Raw genomic sequence first — 18,581 nt, 5'->3', positions numbered from 1 at the left:
TAAAACTATATCATTTATTTACAAAAAAAAAAAAAGAAAAGCAGTTTCCCACTTTTCTTTACTTCGTTTTAATAAAAGATAAAATTTCACTACGTGCTGCAGCATCATTTTCTAGCACACCACGTACTGCTGTTGTTACTGTTTTTGCACCTGGCTTTTTCACACCGCGCATCGTCATACACATATGTTCCGCTTCTACTACTACCATTACACCATGCGGCTCTAGTACTTCCATAATAGAGTTCGCTACTGTTGATGTAATACGTTCTTGCAGTTGTGGACGACGTGCAATTGTATCTACAGTACGAGCTAATTTACTTAACCCTGTCACTTTTCCGCCTTGCGGAATATATGCAACGTGAGCAACTCCATAGAATGGAACTAAATGATGCTCACACATCGAATAAAACGGTATATCTTTTACTAGTACAAGCTCCTCATGATCTTCTCCGAACACTTTTTGTAAATGTTCTTTCGGATCTTCATGCATACCTGAGAACACTTCTGCGTACATTTTCGCAACACGCTTTGGTGTATCAAATACTCCCTCTCGATTAGGGTCATCTCCAATTGCCTCTAAAATAAGGCGTACTGCATGTTCAATTTGTTCTAAATTAACTTTTGCCATCCGCTAGCCCTCCCGAAAACCTAAAAGTGATACGAACACATTCTAGCATATTTATGTTTTTAAAAGCAAAAAGAAGAGTTTCCAAAAAGGAAACTCTTCTTCCCTGTTAATATGTAAGGATTATTTAACCGCATCTTTTAATGCTTTACCAGGTTTGAATGCAGGTACTTTACTTGCAGCGATTTCAATCTCCTCACCTGTTTGTGGGTTACGACCTTTACGAGCCGCACGCTCACGAACTTCGAAGTTACCGAATCCGATCAGTTGTACTTTATCACCTTGTTTTAAAGCTTCTAAGATAGAATCAAAAACAGCGTCTACTGCTTTTGTTGCGTCCTTTTTAGAAAGGGAACTTGCTTCTGCAACAGCATTGATTAAATCTGTCTTGTTCATGCCATTCACCTCCTCCCAAAGATAAGACTGTATAATGATCATAAAATGAGTCTTACTTTCATTTGTAGGCAATTTTTGCAAATTCTATACTACAAAGATGTAGATAAATCATTATCAACGCCTATATTATACGATTCTCCTTTATAATTCAATATTTTTAAGGAAATTGTTACTCTTAAAATGTGAAAATCTGATGAAACTTGACAATTTACAACAATATATTAGATAATGACTGTTTATTTTCCTATTCTATATGTGAAAATTAAAAAAATCCCTCTACGATGAGAGGGATTTTTTCTTATAATATAATCGCAATTAATCCGCCAGATCCTTCATTAATAATTCTTTCTAGCGTTTCTTTTAATTTATATCTCGCATTTTCTGGCATTAAAGATAGTTTCGCTTGAATGCCTTCCCGAACAATAGAGCTCAGCGAACGTCCAAATATATCTGAATTCCAAATTGATAATGGGTCATCTTCAAAATCTTGCATTAAGTAACGAACTAGTTCTTCACTTTGTTTTTCCGTACCAATGATTGGCTCAAACGTGGACTCCACATCAACTTTAATCATATGAATAGATGGGGCTACAGCTTTTAATTTCACACCAAATCTTGAACCGTGACGAATAATTTCTGGCTCATCTAAGCTCATGTCAGCTAACGCAGGCGCCGCTACACCATATCCTGTTTGTTTGACCATACGCAGGGCATCCGCCACTTGATCATATTCTATTTTCGCATGAGATAAATCGAGCATAAGCTTCAATAAATGATCTTTCCCTCGAATTTCTACCCCTACTACTTCTTTTAAAATTTGATCATACAATTCATCTGGTGCATATAAATCAATCTCTGCTACACCTTGCCCCATATCAATGCCAGCTAAGCTCGCTCGATCAATAAATTCATACTGACTAAACTGCCATACGACACGGTCTACATCACGAAGACGTTTTATATCCTTGACAGTCTCTTGAACGGCTTCTTGATAACTTTGACGTAACCAATGTCCTTCATTTAGCACCATTACCCAGCTCGGAAGGTTCACATTTACTTCTAAAACAGGGAACTCAAATAACGCCTCTCGAAGCACATTGTACACATCTGTCTCTCTTAAACTTTCAACACTCATCGCAATGACTGGGATATCATATTCTTCAGATAAACTTTGGCGCAATTGCTCTGTATCTGGATGATACGGCTGTACAGTGTTGATGATCATAATGAAAGGTTTTCCGACTTCTTTTAACTCATTTACTACGCGTTCCTCTGCCTCTATATAATCTCTTCTTGGGATTTCACCAATCGTTCCATCTGTTGTAATTACAACACCAATTGTTGAATGTTCTTGAATTACTTTACGTGTTCCGATTTCTGCAGCTTCATGGAATGGAATAGGTTCTTCATACCAAGGAGTATTAATCATGCGCGGGCCATTCTCATCTTCATAGCCTTTTGCTCCTGGAACTGTATATCCGACACAATCTACTAATCGAATATTCACTTCAAGACCTTCATCTACTTCGATAGAAACCGCTTGGTTTGGAACAAATTTCGGTTCCGTCGTCATAATTGTACGGCCAGCAGCACTTTGAGGTAGTTCATCCTGCGCCCTTTGACGGTCAGACTCATTTTCAATATTAGGAATAACTACAAGTTCCATAAATTTTTTAATGAATGTTGATTTCCCTGTTCGAACAGCTCCTACAACTCCAAAATAAATATCACCGCCTGTGCGTTCCGCAATATCTTTAAAAATATCTACCTTTTCCAAGTGATTCCCTCCCTCAATATTTTTGGGAATAATTCCACGTTTATAGTCAACTAATACCTTCTCTAACGTTGCCTATAATATCTGATATAATATAATGGTATTCTAGAAGTTCGGACAATATATCATATAATTTTGTCCAATTTCATATGACTATTAAAAAATACCTTTTGTTTGCATCGCAAGTTGTGTAACATAAAAAACCTTTCTTCTAGAACTTATTCACTAAAAGAAAGGTTCATGACTTATGATTTTAAAAAAATTGGTTCTCCATTCTTTACCGTATACGGTAAAGAATACGCAGGTACAAACGGAGAATCTTTCGAAAGTATATTTCGAATATCTTCCCCCTCCTTAAATTGCCCTTCATTTTTTTTCAACGCTTCATATAAGTCGATTCTATAATCAACATAAATTTCTCCCTTCTCATTAATTACAAAAGGAAGACCTTTACCAGAATACGGACTTGTCACTTGCGGTACATCTTTATATCCAAGTTTTTTGAAATCTAATTCATACACACCATCTGAAATTACCTTTTTAAAAGGTGGATATTGATGTTCATCTCGATACATCCTAAGCTTTAATGATAATTCCTGAATTTGTTCAGCCATCCTAACATCAATTAGCTTTACTGTCGGGTTTGTTTCAACGTCTATTAATACGTATTGATATACTCCCCCGCTTTCATAGGCATTCCCTGGTGCTTCTTGTATGTAACGCGGAGAAACCTTTTGAAAATCGATTGGATATTTCTGGTAAATAGGCGTATTCATATCCCGCGTCTTAATTGGCAATATCCCATCATTTTGCTCCTGAAATGTCACAACAGCTTTTTGAACGACTTGTAGCTGATCTTCATAAGGAACAGCATTTTGTTTCATATTTTCTTTCGGATACAGACACCCTGTTAAAATGCTCATACAACAAAATATTAAAATAATATGGACTTTTTTCACTAGTAATCACCTTTTCATACTAATATAACTTACTCCGTATGTAACATTTCCAAGACCATCCTCTTTACTGCTGTACAGGTCCACTAAATACAACAAGAAAAATAACAATTCCTGACACAACCATAAGGGTGTAGGCTACCAATGCTGTAATCCCTTTCAAAAATTTATTCTTTATTTTATATCTGCTTAGCAAAATAAAACTTACTGCAAAAAACATAAATCCAATTGCCCCTAAAGCAAACCACATTTTTATAAGCCCTTCCGACATATACACACCCCTTTTTATTAATCTATTTTTATACTATTTTAACAAATTAAAATCTTTAAACAAATACAAAAAGAACATTTTACTACAAATTGCGAATATGTAACTTTAATTAATAGGTTTTTCAGCATTTTCCACCAATCTAGATACAAATAAAACCGAAGCGAGTGTATCTCTCGCTTCGGTTGACCAAATATGCCCAAAACAGCTCTATTCCCATACTTTCATGGCTATCATATGCAATCTACAAACTCTTTGTTTCTCATATTTTATTTTTTAAACATTTTGCTTAACGAGCCAAAATCTGCTGGCATATTATTGTTAATAATCGCTTTAACAATTTGATCCTCTTGTTCTTTCGGCACTTCACGTCCTGCCATAAGAGCCACTTGATGAATCAATTGACGAAGCACAGTCTCATCACGTAAATTCGCATTTTGTACCGATGATGCTAATTTAAAAATATCTTCTTTATTCACTTTCACTTCTTTTTCAATGTTATTAAAAATGTTGTTATCCATTCTTTTCACCCTCTCCTCAAGTTACTCTTCATCCTATGCAAAAATAAAAAAATGGTGAAAAGACCCAAAAAAATAAAAAGCGACAGAAGTACAAATGTACTTCTGTCGCTTTTCTTTAAAGTAAGTCAGGTATAGCTTCCACTTCGTGTTTTCGAACACGCCCCATTAATGAGCCTACTGCATCTTTTACATTATTCCCATTGAATAGCACATCATATAAAGCAGCTGTAATCGGCATTTCTACTTCCATTTTTTCTGCCAATTCATGAGCAGCTTTCGTTGTTCTTACACCTTCGACAACCATACCCATACTTTCTAACACTTCTTCTAAAGAGTGTCCTTTTCCAAGCATATTTCCAGCGCGCCAATTTCGGCTATGAACACTTGTACAAGTTACAATTAAGTCACCCATACCAGTTAGTCCAGCAAACGTTAACGGATTTCCGCCCATTTTTCTTCCTAAACGAGCAATTTCCGTTAAACCACGTGTCATCAATGCCGCTTTTGCATTATCACCTAATCCAAGACCATCAGTTATTCCAGCAGCTAATGCGATAATATTTTTTAACGCACCACCAAGTTCAACTCCAACGATATCCGGATTTGTGTATACACGGAAGTAACTATTCATAAACAAATCTTGTACTTCCTCAGCCGCTTCCATACGCTTTGCTGCAGACGTAACAGTTGTCGCTTGACGCAACCCTACTTCTTCAGCATGACTCGGTCCAGACAGTACAACAACATCTTTAATCAAGTCCTCTGGAATTTCTTCCTCAATCACTTCCGAAATACGTTTTGACGTACCAGGTTCAATTCCTTTACTTGCATGAATCCAAGTAGTCGGGCCTGCTACATATTTCTTCATATCTTGCAGTACTTCTCTATACGCTTTCGTTGGTACTACAAGCAGTACTATATTTACATCTACTAATGCTTCTTCTAAAGAAGAGTAGGCTACGATTGTGCTTGGCAATGTAATTCCTGGGAGATATCGACTATTCTCATGTTTTGTATTAATCTCATCCATAAGTTCAGAACGATTTCCCCAAATACGTACATCATGCCCATTGTCAGCTAATACCATCGCTAACGCTGTTCCCCAGCTACCTGCTCCAACTACTGTGATTTTTGTCATAAAATCACATCCTCTCCATTAGTCTCTTGCTCTAGCGATAATGTGAATCGGTGTTCCTACAAAGCCGAATGATTCACGTAAACGATTTTTTAAGAAGCGCTCATATGAGAAGTGCAATAGTTCTGGATCGTTTACAAACACAACAAATGTTGGTGGTTTTACCGCAACTTGTGTTGCATAGAAAATCTTCAGACGACTACCGTTATGCGTTGGCGTTGGATTCATCGCTACCGCATCCATAATTACATCATTTAATACATTCGTTTGAATACGGATACTATGGCTTTCATTTACCTCATCGATAACCGGTATTAACGTTTGTGTACGTTTTCTCGTTTTTGCAGATAAGAATACAATCGGTGCGTACTCTAAAAATTGGAAATGAGCACGGATGTTTTCTTCAAATGCTTTCATTGTTTTCTCATCTTTTTTCACTGCGTCCCATTTGTTTACAACAATCACGACAGCTCGTCCTGAATCATGAGCGTATCCAGCGATTTTTTTATCTTGTTCAATAATTCCTTCTTCACCGTCTAAAACGACTAAAACAACGTCAGAACGTTCAATCGCTCTTAGTGCACGAAGTACACTATACTTTTCTGTACTTTCATACACTTTCCCTTTTTTACGCATACCAGCTGTATCGATAATTACATAATCTTTTCCATCTTTACTATATGGTGTATCGACAGCATCACGAGTTGTTCCTGCTACATTACTAACAATTACACGCTCTTGACCAAGAAGAGCATTTACAAGTGATGATTTCCCTACATTTGGACGGCCAATTAAAGAGAAACGAATTGTATCTTCATCATATCCGTCTTCTTCAATCTTTGGAAAATGCTGTGCAGCTTCGTCTAATAAGTCACCTAATCCTAATCCGTGTGTACCTGAAATTGGGAATGGCTCGCCAAATCCTAATGCATAGAAATCATAAATGTCACTGCGCATTTCCGGATTGTCCACTTTATTTACTGCCAGTACAACTGGTTTATTTGAACGATATAATATTTTTGCAACTTCTTCATCCGCTGCTGTTACACCGTCACGACCATTTGTCATAAAAATGATAACATCCGCTTCATCAATTGCTACTTCAGCTTGTTGACGAATTTGTGTCAAAAATGGCTCGTCTCCAATATCAATTCCACCTGTATCAATAATGTTAAATTCATGATTTAACCATTCTCCAGCGCTATAAATACGATCGCGCGTTACACCTGGAATATCTTCTACGATTGAAACTCTCTCTCCAACAATTCTATTGAAAATAGTAGATTTCCCTACGTTCGGGCGGCCTACTATTGCTATTACTGGTTTCGGCATATACTTTCATCCTTTCAACTTGCTTCTGTTTATTATGTAAAAAACCCTTCTTTGTGCAAGAAGGGATTTGCATTCCAGAATATTTCTCAGCGTATCAAAACACCTCACATTATAACACACGTTGCTAATGTTTCACAATAATATATACATTCTCTTGTAAGCGATGCGCAATGCCATCTAGAATTGCCTCTAAATTATTTGCAACAAATTCTAATTCCTCTGTCGATTCACAAGTAAATAGAGGGGCACCACCAGCAAACTTCTCCGGGGTCGTTGTAATAACTGCAAGAATTACACTTTCTAACATCATCTCTTATCTCCCCTTCCTTTCGGGGCTTCTGATGACATATGAACAGCACTTTCTAACGTCGGCACGTTCCCTATGACACCTATCGCTTTCTCCGCATCTTGATCTTGTGGCAAGACAAAGATTCCAACCCTACCATCCTCTAAATCACGCTTTGCTAACGGTACAAGTGCCGGCGTACCAGAATCTCTATAAATCCCTAAAGCAACAGAAACATCATGTAAAATAGCCTGTCGTTGTCCTAAGTTGGAGATTGTCACCATCGCATCAATTGATTTTGGCCTTAAAATAAAACCCATTCCATACTTCATAATTTCCTCTTGTCTTGCTGGCAATCCAATATTCATAATGTAAATATTATCAATATATAGCCCCGCTCCTTCAAAACGAAGTGGAACATGCTCGATATCAACAAGATCATGTAACCTCTTACCAGACATTAATGTTTTCGCGATAAAAAATGCGATTATGGCCATAATTACTCCGGCAATCCATGAACGAAATCCTATATACGCAAACGTCGTTGCAAACGACGTTAACATCGCCAAATAGTTGCGACTTTCAAAAACTAATGCAATTCCTTCAATATATGTATTCCCACGCGGTACAAGCTCATATCCATCTAATTGTTGAAGTGTATTCCTTTCCATGTTACGCACATCACGAAACTGTGTCGCTGCTAGCGTAAGAAACGTAATGGCAGAAAAATCTTTTTTCAAAATGGATGGAATCGCGATTGCTCCTAAAGCCGCTGCAATTAATCCCATCGCAATGTGAATAATTTTCCCATGGAGCCTCGTCGGATATTGCCGCGTATCTGTCCGGAGCATTAACACTCTCGTTACTGTCCCCGCTATTACGCCACATAAAATGGCCGGTGTATATTCAATCATGTATTACCCTCGCCTTTCTTTTACGTGTTTTTCTCTTGAACTGTTCCGTATATACTGATGCTTTCGCAATCCAAAACAAAATTGCCATAAAAAATGTAGAAACGGCGACGCTATCAAAAAATGCTAAACTTCCGTAATCATAAGGAAAATGCAGTTTCCGAAAAATAATTGTCACAAACAATTCTCCCTGTAACATTCCTATATAAAGAGAACATAATCGTAGTATGCGATCCTCATGTAATAAAACGGCGGCATACACAAGAGCACTACTTAACAAAAATAACCTGTCCACCACAATCCAAATTGGATCATATACTTCTAACAAATGAAAACTTGTATATAACATTGCAATAATAAGTGCCGAAAGTAAGCTATATAATTTTTTCCAAATAGAATATAGTGTGATTCCTACAAAAGCAACAACAGAAAGTAAAAGTGCATTTATTGATACCGTGAATGAAGCAATCGTTACATGTAACGGAGAGCAAATAATAAAAATCAATATACAAGCGCTTATCTTCCACCGAATAGAGTCCTTTTTCATAAAAAAAGTTACGACAATCCACCCTATCCAAGCTACAAAATAAAAAGTACTCCCTTCCATCATTTCACCTCCTATGTTTTCCATTATGGGAACTTTTTATGAAAGTTAATCCACTTTCTTCACGCATAGTTTTTTCCGATAACAGCAACACTTTTAATAAGGAGGTGCTATTCATTATGGGTAAAGATCGTCAAGAAAGAAAACTAAGAGAATCACGCCGCGTTGAATCTGACCGCGACCAATCACTACAATATCCGGGTGCAACTGGACTGGATACACCAGAGCAAGCTCGTAAGCAGAATCAGCACTAATGGATACAAAAAGACGGTTTCGATATTGTACGAAACCGTCTTTTACATATTCCTCATAATTTTTACTTATATCAAAATAATATTTCACATAAGAATCTTTCTACAAATTATTTTTATTCCTCTCTCTTTTCCTTTGGCAAAATTAAACCTTCTTCAATAACTCAGTAGTAAACTATCCACATTCTCAGTCGCAACTTTTACAATATAATATTTTTATATACAAATAATAAAATTTTTATAGAATATCAACTTCATCCCTAACCTTATATTACTAAAACGAATAGAATACAAAAAAACCAACCAAACGGTTGATTTTTTATCTTCTACTATAATGCGTCGTATCAATGCCACGCTGCGTTAACCAATGATACGTTTCGCCCTTTATAACAAGAGGTACGGACTGTAACTCTTCTATCGTCTTCGCACCGAGAGCTGTCATAATAAATTTCAAGTCTGCATGTAATAGATCAATTTCATCCACTAACTTCTCGATACCATCTTGCATTAAAATTCGTAAAAAATAGCCAGCGAATGCAGTTGTATTCGCCCCTAATGCGATTGCTTTCGCTACGTCAAGCGCTGTTTGTATACCCCCAGATGCAATAAAAGAGAGGTTATTATTTGTAGAGGTTGCTTCAATAATCGAGGTAGCTGTTTGTATGCCCCAGTTATTAAAATAAGAAAGCATTCGCTGTCTTCTTTCATTTTCAACAGCAGCAAAATTCGTACCACCTTGTCCGCCAATATCAATTGCCGTTACACCCACGCTCGCTAACTGTTGCATTGTTTCCTTACTCATCCCAAATCCAACTTCTTTTACAATGACAGGAACTTTACTATTTAAAACAATTTTCTCAATACGCTGAAGTACACCAGTAAAGTCACGGTCTCCTTCTGGCATCGTTAACTCTTGTATGACATTTAAATGAATTTGTAGCGCATTCGCTTCAACCATATCAACAGCACGCTCTGCCTGTTCAACAGTTGCCTCACTACCTAAATTAGCAAAGAAAATACCATTTGGATTTACCTTTCTAATAATCTTATAAGAAGCAGCCTCACTTTCATCTTTTAACGCTGCCATTTGCGAACCTACAGCCATAGCAAGGTTATGTTGTTTTGCTACATATGCTAATTGCTCATTAATATGTAATGTTTTCTCTCCTCCACCACCAGTCATCGCATTGATAAAAATCGGCGAACTTAGTGAAAGTTCGCCGATTTTTGTTTCACATGTTATTGTTTCATAACTTGAATTTGGCAAGCTTTGATGCACAAAATCAATATCATGAAAGCCATGCGTACGAGACTGACCAGTAGAAAGAGCGTATTCAATATGATCTAATTTACGTTTTGCCCTTACCACTTGTACCCCTCTTTATTTCTTTAATTTTTTCAGTTGTTCACCAATAATATCACTTAATTGGAAAGTAGCAGAATCAGCATTTGGTTCATACTGACTGTAATCTTCAGTTACATTATTTTCCTCAAGCGCTTCTTTTATACTTAAAGAAATACGTTTTTCTGCTACATGCACTTCAAGCACTTTCACTTTTACTTCTTGTCCCATTTCCAATACTTCATTTGGATTCTTCACATGACGATTTGCAATTTGAGATACATGCACAAGACCTTCAACGCCCGGTAAAATTTCAACGAATGCACCGAATGTAACAAGACGCTTTACTACTCCTTCACGAATATCTCCAGCTTTTACTTCGCCACCAATATTTTCCCAAGGTCCCGGTTGAGCTGCTTTAATTGATAAAGAAATACGTTGTGTGTCAGCATCAACAGATAATACCTTTACTTTTACCTTTTGACCTTGCTCTAATACTTCAGAAGGTTGCTCTACACGTTCGTGCGAAATTTGTGAAATATGAACTAAACCGTCCACGCCCCCAACGTTAACGAAAGCGCCGAAGTCAGTTAGTCGTTGCACTGTTCCTTCAACAACGTCTCCTTCTTTTAATGAAGAAATCGCTTCTTTCTTCTTAGAATCTAGTTCTAATTCTACTACCGCTTTATGCGAAAGGATTACACGATTTTTTTCGCGGTCTAATTCAACAATTTTCACGGCTAACGTTTTGCCTTTATAGTCAGTAAAATCTTCTACATAATGTACTTCTACAAGTGAAGCCGGGATAAAACCACGAACACCAAGGTCCACAACTAATCCACCATTCACGATATCTTTTACAGTAACATCAAATACATGACCAGAATTAAATTTCTCTTGTAATTCTACCCATGCTTTTTCTGCATCAACAGCACGTTTAGATAATACAAGATCATTCTCTTCTAATTTAATAACCTTTAATTCTAGTGTTTGATCTAATTCTACAACATCGCTTGCTTTTTCAATATGAACGTTAGCTAACTCACTAATTGGAATTACGCCATCTGTTTTGTATCCAACGTTTACAAGCACTTGTTTCTCTTCAACTTTCGTTACAGAACCTGTAACAACGTCACCAACTTGTAATTCTTTTGAATCCATAACTTCTTCATTCATTTTCTCTACCATGGAAATACCTCCCTACAGAATTGACAAAGCATTTTTTATGTATATACGAAATGAAAACAATTGTTTTCATTTGCATGTTTAAGAATTTATCATCACATACTTAAGCTTCATACATTTCACTAGAAAATATATTAAACCTATATAAATAGTATACAGCAAAATCATGTTGAAGAAAGTATGTTTTGAAATATAATAGCTAATATATTCTGACAGTTTTATTCCTCTTTAACTAACTTCTTATAAATCCGGTCATTTGTCAAGGAAAGAGACTCACAATTCACGTATCCTTTACATTTTTATATAAACAAAAAAGAAAGAGGCTACCCCCTTTCTTTATTTCGCAAACACTCCCGAAACAATACCCATAATTTTTTGGACAACTTCTTCAATTGATAAAGAAGTTGTATCTAATTCCAATGCATCATCAGCTTTTTTTAGAGGAGAAACTTCGCGTTCTGAATCTAATTTATCACGCTGAGCAATTTCTTCTTTTAACTGCTCTAAATTAGAATCGAAACCTTTATTCATATTTTCTAAATGTCTTCTTTCTGCTCTTTCTTCAACAGAAGCAAGCATAAAGATCTTCACTTCAGCATCCGGTAACACATGTGTACCAATATCACGACCATCCATTACAACGCCGCCTTTTTCCGCTAACTCTTGTTGACGGCGTACCATTTCTTCACGAACAAGGCGATGTTTCGCCACAATAGATACTCGATTCGTTACCTCAGGTGTACGAATTACTTCAGAAACATCTTGTCCATTTAAAAATACAAGTTGTGTATTTTCTCCTTGCTGAAACTCGATTTTCACATTCTTTACAACTTCCATTAGCTGCTCTTCATTTTCAATATCCACTTTTTGCTCAAGGGCTGCGTATGTAATCGTACGATACATTGCGCCTGTATCAATATAAACGTAAGAAAGCTTCTTCGCTACAACTTTCGCAACTGTACTTTTTCCAGCAGCTGCTGGACCATCTATAGCAATTGAAATTCTTTTATCCATCGTAACACCTCATTTTTTCACTTATAAAACAAAACGAAAAGCAGGTATTCTCCTGCTTCTTCTCATTTGCTTCACGCCATTAAATCCTCAATTATTGTAGCATAATCCTTCATAGAAGAAAATGAAAACTACCTATTCACCTGTAAGATTTTCGTTTTGTTTTTTACCATAACACCTTCATAATAAACAATTTTAGATAAATATTTCACCGATGATTTATGTATAAATAATAATTGTACAACACAAAGACAAATAAATTGTATTATTAATATACGAATAAAAATTCTCTCCATCTTTTTCACCGTAATTGCTCCCTCTTATACTATATTTTTACATTTCATTTTGTTATTTTATACATCGTACATATAGCAGTTCATTTTATTGTCATTTTCGAGGCATACTTTTATACATTTCCATTGTCGAATTTACTCAAAACATGTTATGTTCTAAATGTATTTTTTACTTGAAAGGGGTATAAGCATTGAAAAGAATCCTAGTTTTACACACAGGTGGAACAATTGCAATGGAGGAAGATAAAGAAACTGGGGTCGTACAACCAGGTGAAAAAAATCCTCTTTTAAAATTCATTCCTGATTTAGAAGGCGATGTTGATTTAATCGTTGAAGATGTGTTCCATCTACCATCTCCTCATATGACACCAAGCGAAATGTTACAATTACAAGTCATCATTGATGAAAGAGTAAAACAAGACAACATTCATGGCGTAGTCATTACGCATGGTACGGATACATTAGAAGAAACAGCCTATTTCTTAGATTTAACAGTACAAGCAACTATTCCGATCGTTGTAACAGGTGCAATGCGATCTAGTAATGAATTAGGTGCTGATGGTCTATATAACTTCTTATCAGCTGTAAAAGTCGCTAGCAGTAGTGAAGCCGCAGAAAAAGGTGTTTTAGTCGTATTAAACGACGAAATTCATTGCGCTACAAACGTAACGAAAACACATACAAGCAATGTAGCAACATTCCAAAGTCCACAGTATGGACCAATTGGTATGGTAACAAAGCGCGGCGTTGTATTCCACCATGCTTTAGTACATCATGAAACATATTCAGTAAATAAAATTTCTAAAAATGTAGTCGTTCTAAAAGCGTACGCTGGTATGGACGATACATTGTTAGCAGCAATTGAAAATCTTCCAGTAGACGGGATTGTTATTGAAGCACTTGGACAAGGTAATTTACCTCCAAGAACACTTCCTAGTCTAGAACGATTAATAAACAAAGGAATTCCTGTCGTATTAGTTTCTCGCTGTTTCAACGGCATCGTTCAAGATGTATATTCATATGAAGGTGGCGGCAAACAATTAAAAGATATGGGTATCGTATTCACATACGGTTTAAACGCTCAAAAAGCACGTATTAAATTATTAGTTGCATTAGAGAATACAACTTCTCATGAATCAATCCAAAACATGTTTATGCATGATTAAAAAAGAAGCTGTCGAAGTTTATTTCGACAGCTTCTTTTTACATTTCTCTTGTTGCGATGGTTTGCGCAATTGCATCTCCATGAAATCGACCGTTCTCAATAAATATTTCATTTGCATTATTTCCAGCAGCAATTACACCTGCAATGAAAATATTTGCAGCGTTCGTTTCCATCGTATCCTCTGCATAAATTGGACGTCCTGTCGCTTCATCAATCCGAACACCCATCTTTGTTAAGAAGCTATGATCAGGATGGTAACCAGTCATCGCAAATACAAAATCATTTTGGATTGTATTTACCTCGCCATCAACTGTATACGTTAATGTATGTTCAGTAATTTCTTTCACATGGGCCCCGAAATGCATGTGAATTGTACCATTTCGGACTAACGCCTCAAACTCTGGCAAAATCCACGGCTTTATGCTTGGTGAATACTCACTTCCGCGATATAGTACCGTTACACGCGCACCAGCTTTAACAAGCTCTAACGCGGCATCTACACTCGAGTTTTTCCCACCTATAACCACTACATCTCGATCAAAATAAGGATGTCCTTCTTTAAAATAGTGAGCTACCTTCTTCAATTCCTCACCTGGAACGTTCATATAATTTGGATTGTCATAATATCCAGTTGCTACAACAATATATTTCGCTATATATATTTCTTTACTTCCGTCACGCTTTGTCGTTTCAACCTGAAAAACTTCTCCATCTTTTTGAACTTTCTCCACTCGTTCAAAAGCATTTACACGTACAGATTTACGCTTTACTACTTCACGATAATACGCAAGCGCTTGATTTCGAACAGGCTTACGATTTTCTGTAATAAAAGCTACATCACCAATTTCTAATTTTTCACTAGAAGAGAAAAATGTTTGATGAGTTGGATAATTATAAATCGCATTTACAATGTTTCCTTTTTCAATTACTAACGGATTTATCCCTACCTTTTGCAACGAAATTGCTGCTGCTAATCCGCACGGACCGCCTCCAATTATGATAGCTGTTTCTTTCTGCATACTCGGTTCACTCCTAGTCTTCTACCAATACACTATTTATAAAAACAAGAAAAAACCTACTTACAGCAGTAGGCACCTATCTTTATTGTATTCATTTTTCATATATTTGTCATCTAAACGAAACGTACATCCGATAGACATCTGCTAAAAACTGCTGAAATTTAATACCTTGTTTCCCTAAAACATTTTCAGGATCAATCTTTCTGGCTGGATCAAGTGTTTTATGTGATACGATATCTTTTTTCGGATTCAAGCCGAAGTTTTGACATAAATACGCATGATACCACGTAAAACGGGTATATGCTTCCCAAAAATTAACATCACCGCCATAACAAAGCTCCACTCCAATGGCAGCCTTATTGGCATCATACCCATATAAGTCATTATCTGTCGACACACCATATCGAACATGATAGGCAACTTCACTTATAGGAATAATTTCTAGTATTGTTTTGTCATCTATAAATGTATGTGCCGAAGCTTTCGGTTGTATCTCATTAAAATAATCCCGATTCCCAATCGCATTGCTACCAGGATTCCCCGTATCATGGCTTACAATAAACCTTACTTTAGAAAGAGGAATTCCCGGCCGTGAACTTCCATATCCAATATAGTTACGCTCTATAGGAAACATCGCCATTACTACCAACTCCCGCTTCAGAAGATTACCTTACTTCTTTATATATGTATTCGGTAGCAATGTCCTTATAGCATATTTCTTACGCGAAGAGAAAATCGAAAATATTTGATGTGAACACCATAAATAATAAAATACTTACAGCAACTCCATAAAAACCGTAAAACCAAACACAATCTTCTTTCGTATCTAAACCGAAAAATTTATTTACTGATTGTAATAATGTGCCGCGCTTACTTTGTTTGTTTCTTAACACTTCCACTCGTTCTACAACATCCGCTGGCATCATAAATCTTTGGTCTACTGTCATTTTCATCATTTATCTCTCCTTAAAATCATTTCCGTTTTGTTTATCTAAGGAGATTATAGCACGTCTGTTCGCATAGAACAAGCGTTCTTTTTGTTTTTATTTTATTTTTCGGCAAATCCAGTAAGAATCGTGATTACAAAGGCGATAATCGGTCCTACTACAACCGCACCAAATATTAAAAACAGTAGCCCTTCCCCGAACACCCGAACAATACTTGTCTTTTTGGCTTTCGTCGCTCTTGCAAGTTCTCCCTCTAACCTCTTAACCTTTTCTTCTAATTGTTCTACTCGTTCCATCATTTTATTTTCCATACACAACACCTCACTCTAATACTTCAACAAAAAAACGTGATCCCCTCGAAAGGAATCACGTTTTCTCACAATATAATATTATACCCAACCTCTGAAGCGACTTGCTTCAGCCATTTTACGAACACCGACCATATACGCCGCTAAACGCATGTTCACTTTACGAACTTGTGCTGTTTCATAAATAGAATCAAACGATCTTACCATTACTTTTTCTAAACGTTGTTCTACTTCTTCTTCAGTCCAGTAGTAACCTTGGTTATTTTGTACCCACTCAAAGTAAGATACTGTTACCCCACCAGCACTTGCTAATACGTCTGGAACAAGTAAAATTCCGCGATCTGTTAAAATTTTAGTTGCTTCTAATGTTGTTGGACCATTTGCAGCTTCAACAACGATTTTTGCTTTAATATCATTAGCATTTTCTTCTGTAATTTGGTTCTCAATTGCAGCTGGAACTAAAATGTCGCAATCAAGTTCTAACAATTCTTTGTTTGAAATTGTATTATTAAATAGTTTTGTTACTGTACCGAAGCTATCACGACGGTCTAATAAATAATCAATATCTAATCCGTTTGGATCATGTAATGCGCCGTAAGCATCTGAGATTGCAATAACTTTCGCACCTGCATCATGCATAAATTTAGCTAAGAAGCTACCAGCATTACCGAATCCTTGAACAACAACGCGTGCACCTTTAATATCAATGTCGCGTTTTTTTGCAGCTTCGCGAATACAGATTGTAACACCTTTCGCTGTTGCTGTTTCACGTCCATGTGATCCACCTAATACAAGTGGCTTACCTGTAATAAATCCTGGTGAATTAAATTCGTCAATACGGCTATACTCATCCATCATCCATGCCATAATTTGAGAGTTTGTGAATACATCTGGAGCTGGAATATCTTTCGTCGGTCCTACGATTTGGCTAATTGCTCGTACATAACCGCGGCTTAATCTTTCTAACTCACGGAATGACATTTCACGCGGGTCACAGATAATTCCACCTTTACCTCCGCCATATGGTAAATCAACAATACCACATTTTAAACTCATCCAAATTGAAAGTGCTTTCACTTCATTTTCTGTTACATTCGGATGGAAGCGAATTCCACCTTTCGTTGGACCAACAGCATCATTATGTTGTGCACGATATCCTGTAAATATTTTAACAGTCCCGTCATCCATACGAACTGGTATTTTCACTGTCATCATACGAATTGGCTCTTTTAATAATTCATATACTTCGTTTGGATAACCCAATTTTTCTAACGCTTCACTAATAACAATTTGTGTTGAATTCAATAGTTCAAAATGTTGTTCCCTTTGTTGTTGTGTTTTTGTTTGAGTTCCCTTTTCGGCTACCATAGTAAGTAAACCCCCTGTAATTTCACTTGTTTAGTAAACCTTCATTGCCTAGTATACACCGTTAAATTTGGAATGCAATAGAAAACGCTAACAAATATATACAAAGTATTTTCTTTTGCAAGCGTTTTCACTATCATTATAGTCCTTTTATTGCTTTTAGAAAAGTAAAATACTTAAATATTTAAATATTTTTTATTTCACTTAAATACAGCACTTTAAAAAGATACATTTAAGTAAAATAAAAAACAAAACCTTAGCTATGTTATATTAGCTAAGGTTTTGTTTTTTCACAAAGTAATTGTGTATTTGTTCAATTGCTTGAGAAGCCATTAATTCTTTACCATACTCCATTAGACGATAAATAGTTGCTGTAGACGGATTACCATATTCCGCTAAAATAGCTATAAAATCTGCCTTCAGTAATTGTATTTGCTCCTCTTCTTCCATCCAAAGATAGAAACGCCCATCCCACGTATATAATTTTCCGCCAGTTACATCAAGGTTATATAAACGATTCGACAGGTTAATTACGTCATCTAGTGTAGCAAACTCATAAAGGATATGCTCGCTTTCATCTAGAGTCACTTGCATTTCAATAAACTCGTCACGGAACTCATCATCTGTATCCGCTTCTTGATGTTCTTTCGTTACAATTACGACCATTCCTTGCGCTTGTAGAGAAAATACTTCAACTGCAATCGGGCCATCCGCTTCAAATCCCAATTCTTTATTTGCTTCTTGCATCATATCACGAAATAATTGCTGTACTTTCGGTGCATTTCTCCACAAATCTTCTTTCGTTAATCCTCGTTCAGATAAATCATCAAATGTTAAGAAAATTTTTATCTTATTGTAATTTAATCGTTCCAGCCTCATCTCATACC

23 protein-coding genes are annotated in these 18,581 nt (G+C 36.3%); 2 read left to right on the top strand and 21 right to left on the bottom strand.

Features of this window, described 5'->3' with window-relative positions:
* Positions 1–58 precede the first annotated feature (58 nt).
* From folE to ACVWY7_RS13205, 11 genes are all read right to left on the bottom strand, one after another.
* Complete coding sequence (gene folE, locus ACVWY7_RS13255) at positions 59–628, bottom strand: GTP cyclohydrolase I FolE (RefSeq protein ID WP_456523832.1); 570 nt, start codon at positions 626–628, stop codon at positions 59–61.
* A 120-nt stretch (positions 629–748) separates the two neighbouring features.
* Positions 749–1,021, bottom strand: coding sequence for an HU family DNA-binding protein (locus tag ACVWY7_RS13250; RefSeq protein WP_001043860.1), 273 nt, complete (start codon positions 1,019–1,021; stop codon positions 749–751).
* A 298-nt stretch (positions 1,022–1,319) separates the two neighbouring features.
* Positions 1,320–2,798, bottom strand: a complete 1,479-nt coding sequence (gene spoIVA / locus ACVWY7_RS13245) for a stage IV sporulation protein A (protein ID WP_000416519.1) — start codon at positions 2,796–2,798, stop codon at positions 1,320–1,322.
* Positions 2,799–3,040: 242 nt separating this feature from the next.
* Complete coding sequence (locus ACVWY7_RS13240; RefSeq protein ID WP_001989813.1) at positions 3,041–3,754, bottom strand: hypothetical protein; 714 nt, start codon at positions 3,752–3,754, stop codon at positions 3,041–3,043.
* 64 nt (positions 3,755–3,818) lie between these two features.
* Positions 3,819–4,022 carry a DUF2768 domain-containing protein gene (locus tag ACVWY7_RS13235; protein ID WP_001288996.1) on the bottom strand — a complete coding sequence of 68 codons (204 nt, stop codon included), beginning with the start codon at positions 4,020–4,022 and terminating at the stop codon, positions 3,819–3,821.
* 266 nt (positions 4,023–4,288) lie between these two features.
* Positions 4,289–4,540: a stage VI sporulation protein F gene (locus ACVWY7_RS13230; RefSeq protein ID WP_000369756.1), complete on the bottom strand. Its 252-nt coding sequence runs from the start codon at positions 4,538–4,540 to the stop codon at positions 4,289–4,291.
* Between the two features lie 115 nt (positions 4,541–4,655).
* Positions 4,656–5,678 carry an NAD(P)H-dependent glycerol-3-phosphate dehydrogenase gene (locus ACVWY7_RS13225; RefSeq protein WP_274310887.1) on the bottom strand — a complete coding sequence of 341 codons (1,023 nt, stop codon included), beginning with the start codon at positions 5,676–5,678 and terminating at the stop codon, positions 4,656–4,658.
* Positions 5,679–5,696: 18 nt separating this feature from the next.
* Positions 5,697–7,007: a ribosome biogenesis GTPase Der gene (gene der / locus ACVWY7_RS13220; protein ID WP_001125893.1), complete on the bottom strand. Its 1,311-nt coding sequence runs from the start codon at positions 7,005–7,007 to the stop codon at positions 5,697–5,699.
* Positions 7,008–7,131: 124 nt separating this feature from the next.
* On the bottom strand, positions 7,132–7,317 hold the full coding sequence (locus ACVWY7_RS13215; protein WP_000979054.1) for a capping complex subunit for YIEGIA: 186 nt from the start codon (positions 7,315–7,317) through the stop codon (positions 7,132–7,134).
* Positions 7,314–8,207, bottom strand: coding sequence for a YIEGIA family protein (locus tag ACVWY7_RS13210; protein WP_000575278.1), 894 nt, complete (start codon positions 8,205–8,207; stop codon positions 7,314–7,316). Before ACVWY7_RS13210 ends, ACVWY7_RS13215 begins: the two co-directional genes overlap by 4 nt.
* Entirely contained in the window at positions 8,200–8,811 is a 612-nt protein-coding gene (locus tag ACVWY7_RS13205) for a YphA family membrane protein (protein ID WP_073522553.1), read from the bottom strand. The genes ACVWY7_RS13210 and ACVWY7_RS13205 overlap by 8 nt, the downstream gene beginning before the upstream one ends.
* Before the next feature lie 116 nt (positions 8,812–8,927).
* Here ACVWY7_RS13205 and ACVWY7_RS13200 point away from each other — a divergent pair, with 116 nt between their 5' ends.
* Positions 8,928–9,062, top strand: coding sequence for a YpzI family protein (locus ACVWY7_RS13200; RefSeq protein WP_000513900.1), 135 nt, complete (start codon positions 8,928–8,930; stop codon positions 9,060–9,062).
* Positions 9,063–9,378: 316 nt separating this feature from the next.
* Here ACVWY7_RS13200 and ACVWY7_RS13195 read toward each other — a convergent pair whose 3' ends face one another.
* From ACVWY7_RS13195 to ACVWY7_RS13180, 4 genes are all read right to left on the bottom strand, one after another.
* The gene (locus tag ACVWY7_RS13195) at positions 9,379–10,428 is read right to left on the bottom strand and encodes a type 2 isopentenyl-diphosphate Delta-isomerase (protein WP_000251059.1); all 1,050 of its coding nucleotides are present in this window, start codon (positions 10,426–10,428) and stop codon (positions 9,379–9,381) included.
* 12 nt (positions 10,429–10,440) lie between these two features.
* Positions 10,441–11,589, bottom strand: coding sequence for a 30S ribosomal protein S1 (gene rpsA / locus ACVWY7_RS13190; RefSeq protein WP_000229572.1), 1,149 nt, complete (start codon positions 11,587–11,589; stop codon positions 10,441–10,443).
* Positions 11,590–11,922: 333 nt separating this feature from the next.
* The gene (cmk, locus tag ACVWY7_RS13185; RefSeq protein ID WP_000361264.1) at positions 11,923–12,600 is read right to left on the bottom strand and encodes a (d)CMP kinase; all 678 of its coding nucleotides are present in this window, start codon (positions 12,598–12,600) and stop codon (positions 11,923–11,925) included.
* A 128-nt stretch (positions 12,601–12,728) separates the two neighbouring features.
* Positions 12,729–12,902: a YpfB family protein gene (locus tag ACVWY7_RS13180; protein WP_000738053.1), complete on the bottom strand. Its 174-nt coding sequence runs from the start codon at positions 12,900–12,902 to the stop codon at positions 12,729–12,731.
* Between the two features lie 179 nt (positions 12,903–13,081).
* Between ACVWY7_RS13180 and ansA the strand changes: the two genes are divergently transcribed.
* Complete coding sequence (gene ansA / locus ACVWY7_RS13175) at positions 13,082–14,056, top strand: asparaginase (RefSeq protein WP_000822017.1); 975 nt, start codon at positions 13,082–13,084, stop codon at positions 14,054–14,056.
* Between the two features lie 37 nt (positions 14,057–14,093).
* On the opposite strand, the gene ACVWY7_RS13170 is transcribed toward ansA, so the two are convergent.
* The 6 genes from ACVWY7_RS13170 to ACVWY7_RS13145 form a co-directional block, all read right to left on the bottom strand.
* On the bottom strand, positions 14,094–15,074 hold the full coding sequence (locus tag ACVWY7_RS13170) for a YpdA family putative bacillithiol disulfide reductase (protein ID WP_001168491.1): 981 nt from the start codon (positions 15,072–15,074) through the stop codon (positions 14,094–14,096).
* A gap of 109 nt (positions 15,075–15,183) precedes the next feature.
* Positions 15,184–15,714 carry a peptidoglycan recognition protein family protein gene (locus ACVWY7_RS13165; RefSeq protein WP_001240647.1) on the bottom strand — a complete coding sequence of 177 codons (531 nt, stop codon included), beginning with the start codon at positions 15,712–15,714 and terminating at the stop codon, positions 15,184–15,186.
* A 79-nt stretch (positions 15,715–15,793) separates the two neighbouring features.
* A complete protein-coding gene (locus ACVWY7_RS13160; RefSeq protein WP_001983018.1) occupies positions 15,794–16,030 on the bottom strand; it encodes a DUF3961 domain-containing protein in 237 nt (78 codons plus the stop codon).
* Positions 16,031–16,122: 92 nt separating this feature from the next.
* Positions 16,123–16,332, bottom strand: coding sequence for a hypothetical protein (locus ACVWY7_RS13155; RefSeq protein ID WP_000428476.1), 210 nt, complete (start codon positions 16,330–16,332; stop codon positions 16,123–16,125).
* 78 nt (positions 16,333–16,410) lie between these two features.
* The gene (gudB, locus tag ACVWY7_RS13150; protein ID WP_000225170.1) at positions 16,411–17,697 is read right to left on the bottom strand and encodes an NAD-specific glutamate dehydrogenase; all 1,287 of its coding nucleotides are present in this window, start codon (positions 17,695–17,697) and stop codon (positions 16,411–16,413) included.
* A 267-nt stretch (positions 17,698–17,964) separates the two neighbouring features.
* Positions 17,965–18,573: a genetic competence negative regulator gene (locus tag ACVWY7_RS13145; protein WP_001235392.1), complete on the bottom strand. Its 609-nt coding sequence runs from the start codon at positions 18,571–18,573 to the stop codon at positions 17,965–17,967.
* Positions 18,574–18,581 lie beyond the last annotated feature (8 nt).

This window comes from Bacillus sp. TE9106W, from assembly GCF_054062215.1.
Note: the sequence above shows the minus strand (reverse complement) of the source record. Positions and strands in the feature narration are given on the sequence as shown.

Excerpts from the sequence above, each read along its gene's own strand:
- folE (WP_456523832.1), bottom strand. The coding sequence starts at position 628 with ATGGCAAAAGTTAATTTAGAACAAATTGAACATGCAGTACGCCTTATT.
- ACVWY7_RS13250 (WP_001043860.1), bottom strand. The coding sequence starts at position 1,021 with ATGAACAAGACAGATTTAATCAATGCTGTTGCAGAAGCAAGTTCCCTT.
- ACVWY7_RS13235 (WP_001288996.1), bottom strand. The coding sequence starts at position 4,022 with ATGTCGGAAGGGCTTATAAAAATGTGGTTTGCTTTAGGGGCAATTGGA.
- ACVWY7_RS13230 (WP_000369756.1), bottom strand. The coding sequence starts at position 4,540 with ATGGATAACAACATTTTTAATAACATTGAAAAAGAAGTGAAAGTGAAT.
- ACVWY7_RS13225 (WP_274310887.1), bottom strand. The coding sequence starts at position 5,678 with ATGACAAAAATCACAGTAGTTGGAGCAGGTAGCTGGGGAACAGCGTTA.
- der (WP_001125893.1), bottom strand. The coding sequence starts at position 7,007 with ATGCCGAAACCAGTAATAGCAATAGTAGGCCGCCCGAACGTAGGGAAA.
- ACVWY7_RS13215 (WP_000979054.1), bottom strand. The coding sequence starts at position 7,317 with ATGATGTTAGAAAGTGTAATTCTTGCAGTTATTACAACGACCCCGGAG.
- ACVWY7_RS13210 (WP_000575278.1), bottom strand. The coding sequence starts at position 8,207 with ATGATTGAATATACACCGGCCATTTTATGTGGCGTAATAGCGGGGACA.
- ACVWY7_RS13205 (WP_073522553.1), bottom strand. The coding sequence starts at position 8,811 with ATGGAAGGGAGTACTTTTTATTTTGTAGCTTGGATAGGGTGGATTGTC.
- ACVWY7_RS13200 (WP_000513900.1), top strand. The coding sequence starts at position 8,928 with ATGGGTAAAGATCGTCAAGAAAGAAAACTAAGAGAATCACGCCGCGTT.
- rpsA (WP_000229572.1), bottom strand. The coding sequence starts at position 11,589 with ATGGTAGAGAAAATGAATGAAGAAGTTATGGATTCAAAAGAATTACAA.
- cmk (WP_000361264.1), bottom strand. The coding sequence starts at position 12,600 with ATGGATAAAAGAATTTCAATTGCTATAGATGGTCCAGCAGCTGCTGGA.
- ACVWY7_RS13170 (WP_001168491.1), bottom strand. The coding sequence starts at position 15,074 with ATGCAGAAAGAAACAGCTATCATAATTGGAGGCGGTCCGTGCGGATTA.
- ACVWY7_RS13165 (WP_001240647.1), bottom strand. The coding sequence starts at position 15,714 with ATGGCGATGTTTCCTATAGAGCGTAACTATATTGGATATGGAAGTTCA.
- ACVWY7_RS13160 (WP_001983018.1), bottom strand. The coding sequence starts at position 16,030 with ATGATGAAAATGACAGTAGACCAAAGATTTATGATGCCAGCGGATGTT.
- ACVWY7_RS13155 (WP_000428476.1), bottom strand. The coding sequence starts at position 16,332 with ATGGAAAATAAAATGATGGAACGAGTAGAACAATTAGAAGAAAAGGTT.
- gudB (WP_000225170.1), bottom strand. The coding sequence starts at position 17,697 with ATGGTAGCCGAAAAGGGAACTCAAACAAAAACACAACAACAAAGGGAA.
- ACVWY7_RS13145 (WP_001235392.1), bottom strand. The coding sequence starts at position 18,573 with ATGAGGCTGGAACGATTAAATTACAATAAGATAAAAATTTTCTTAACA.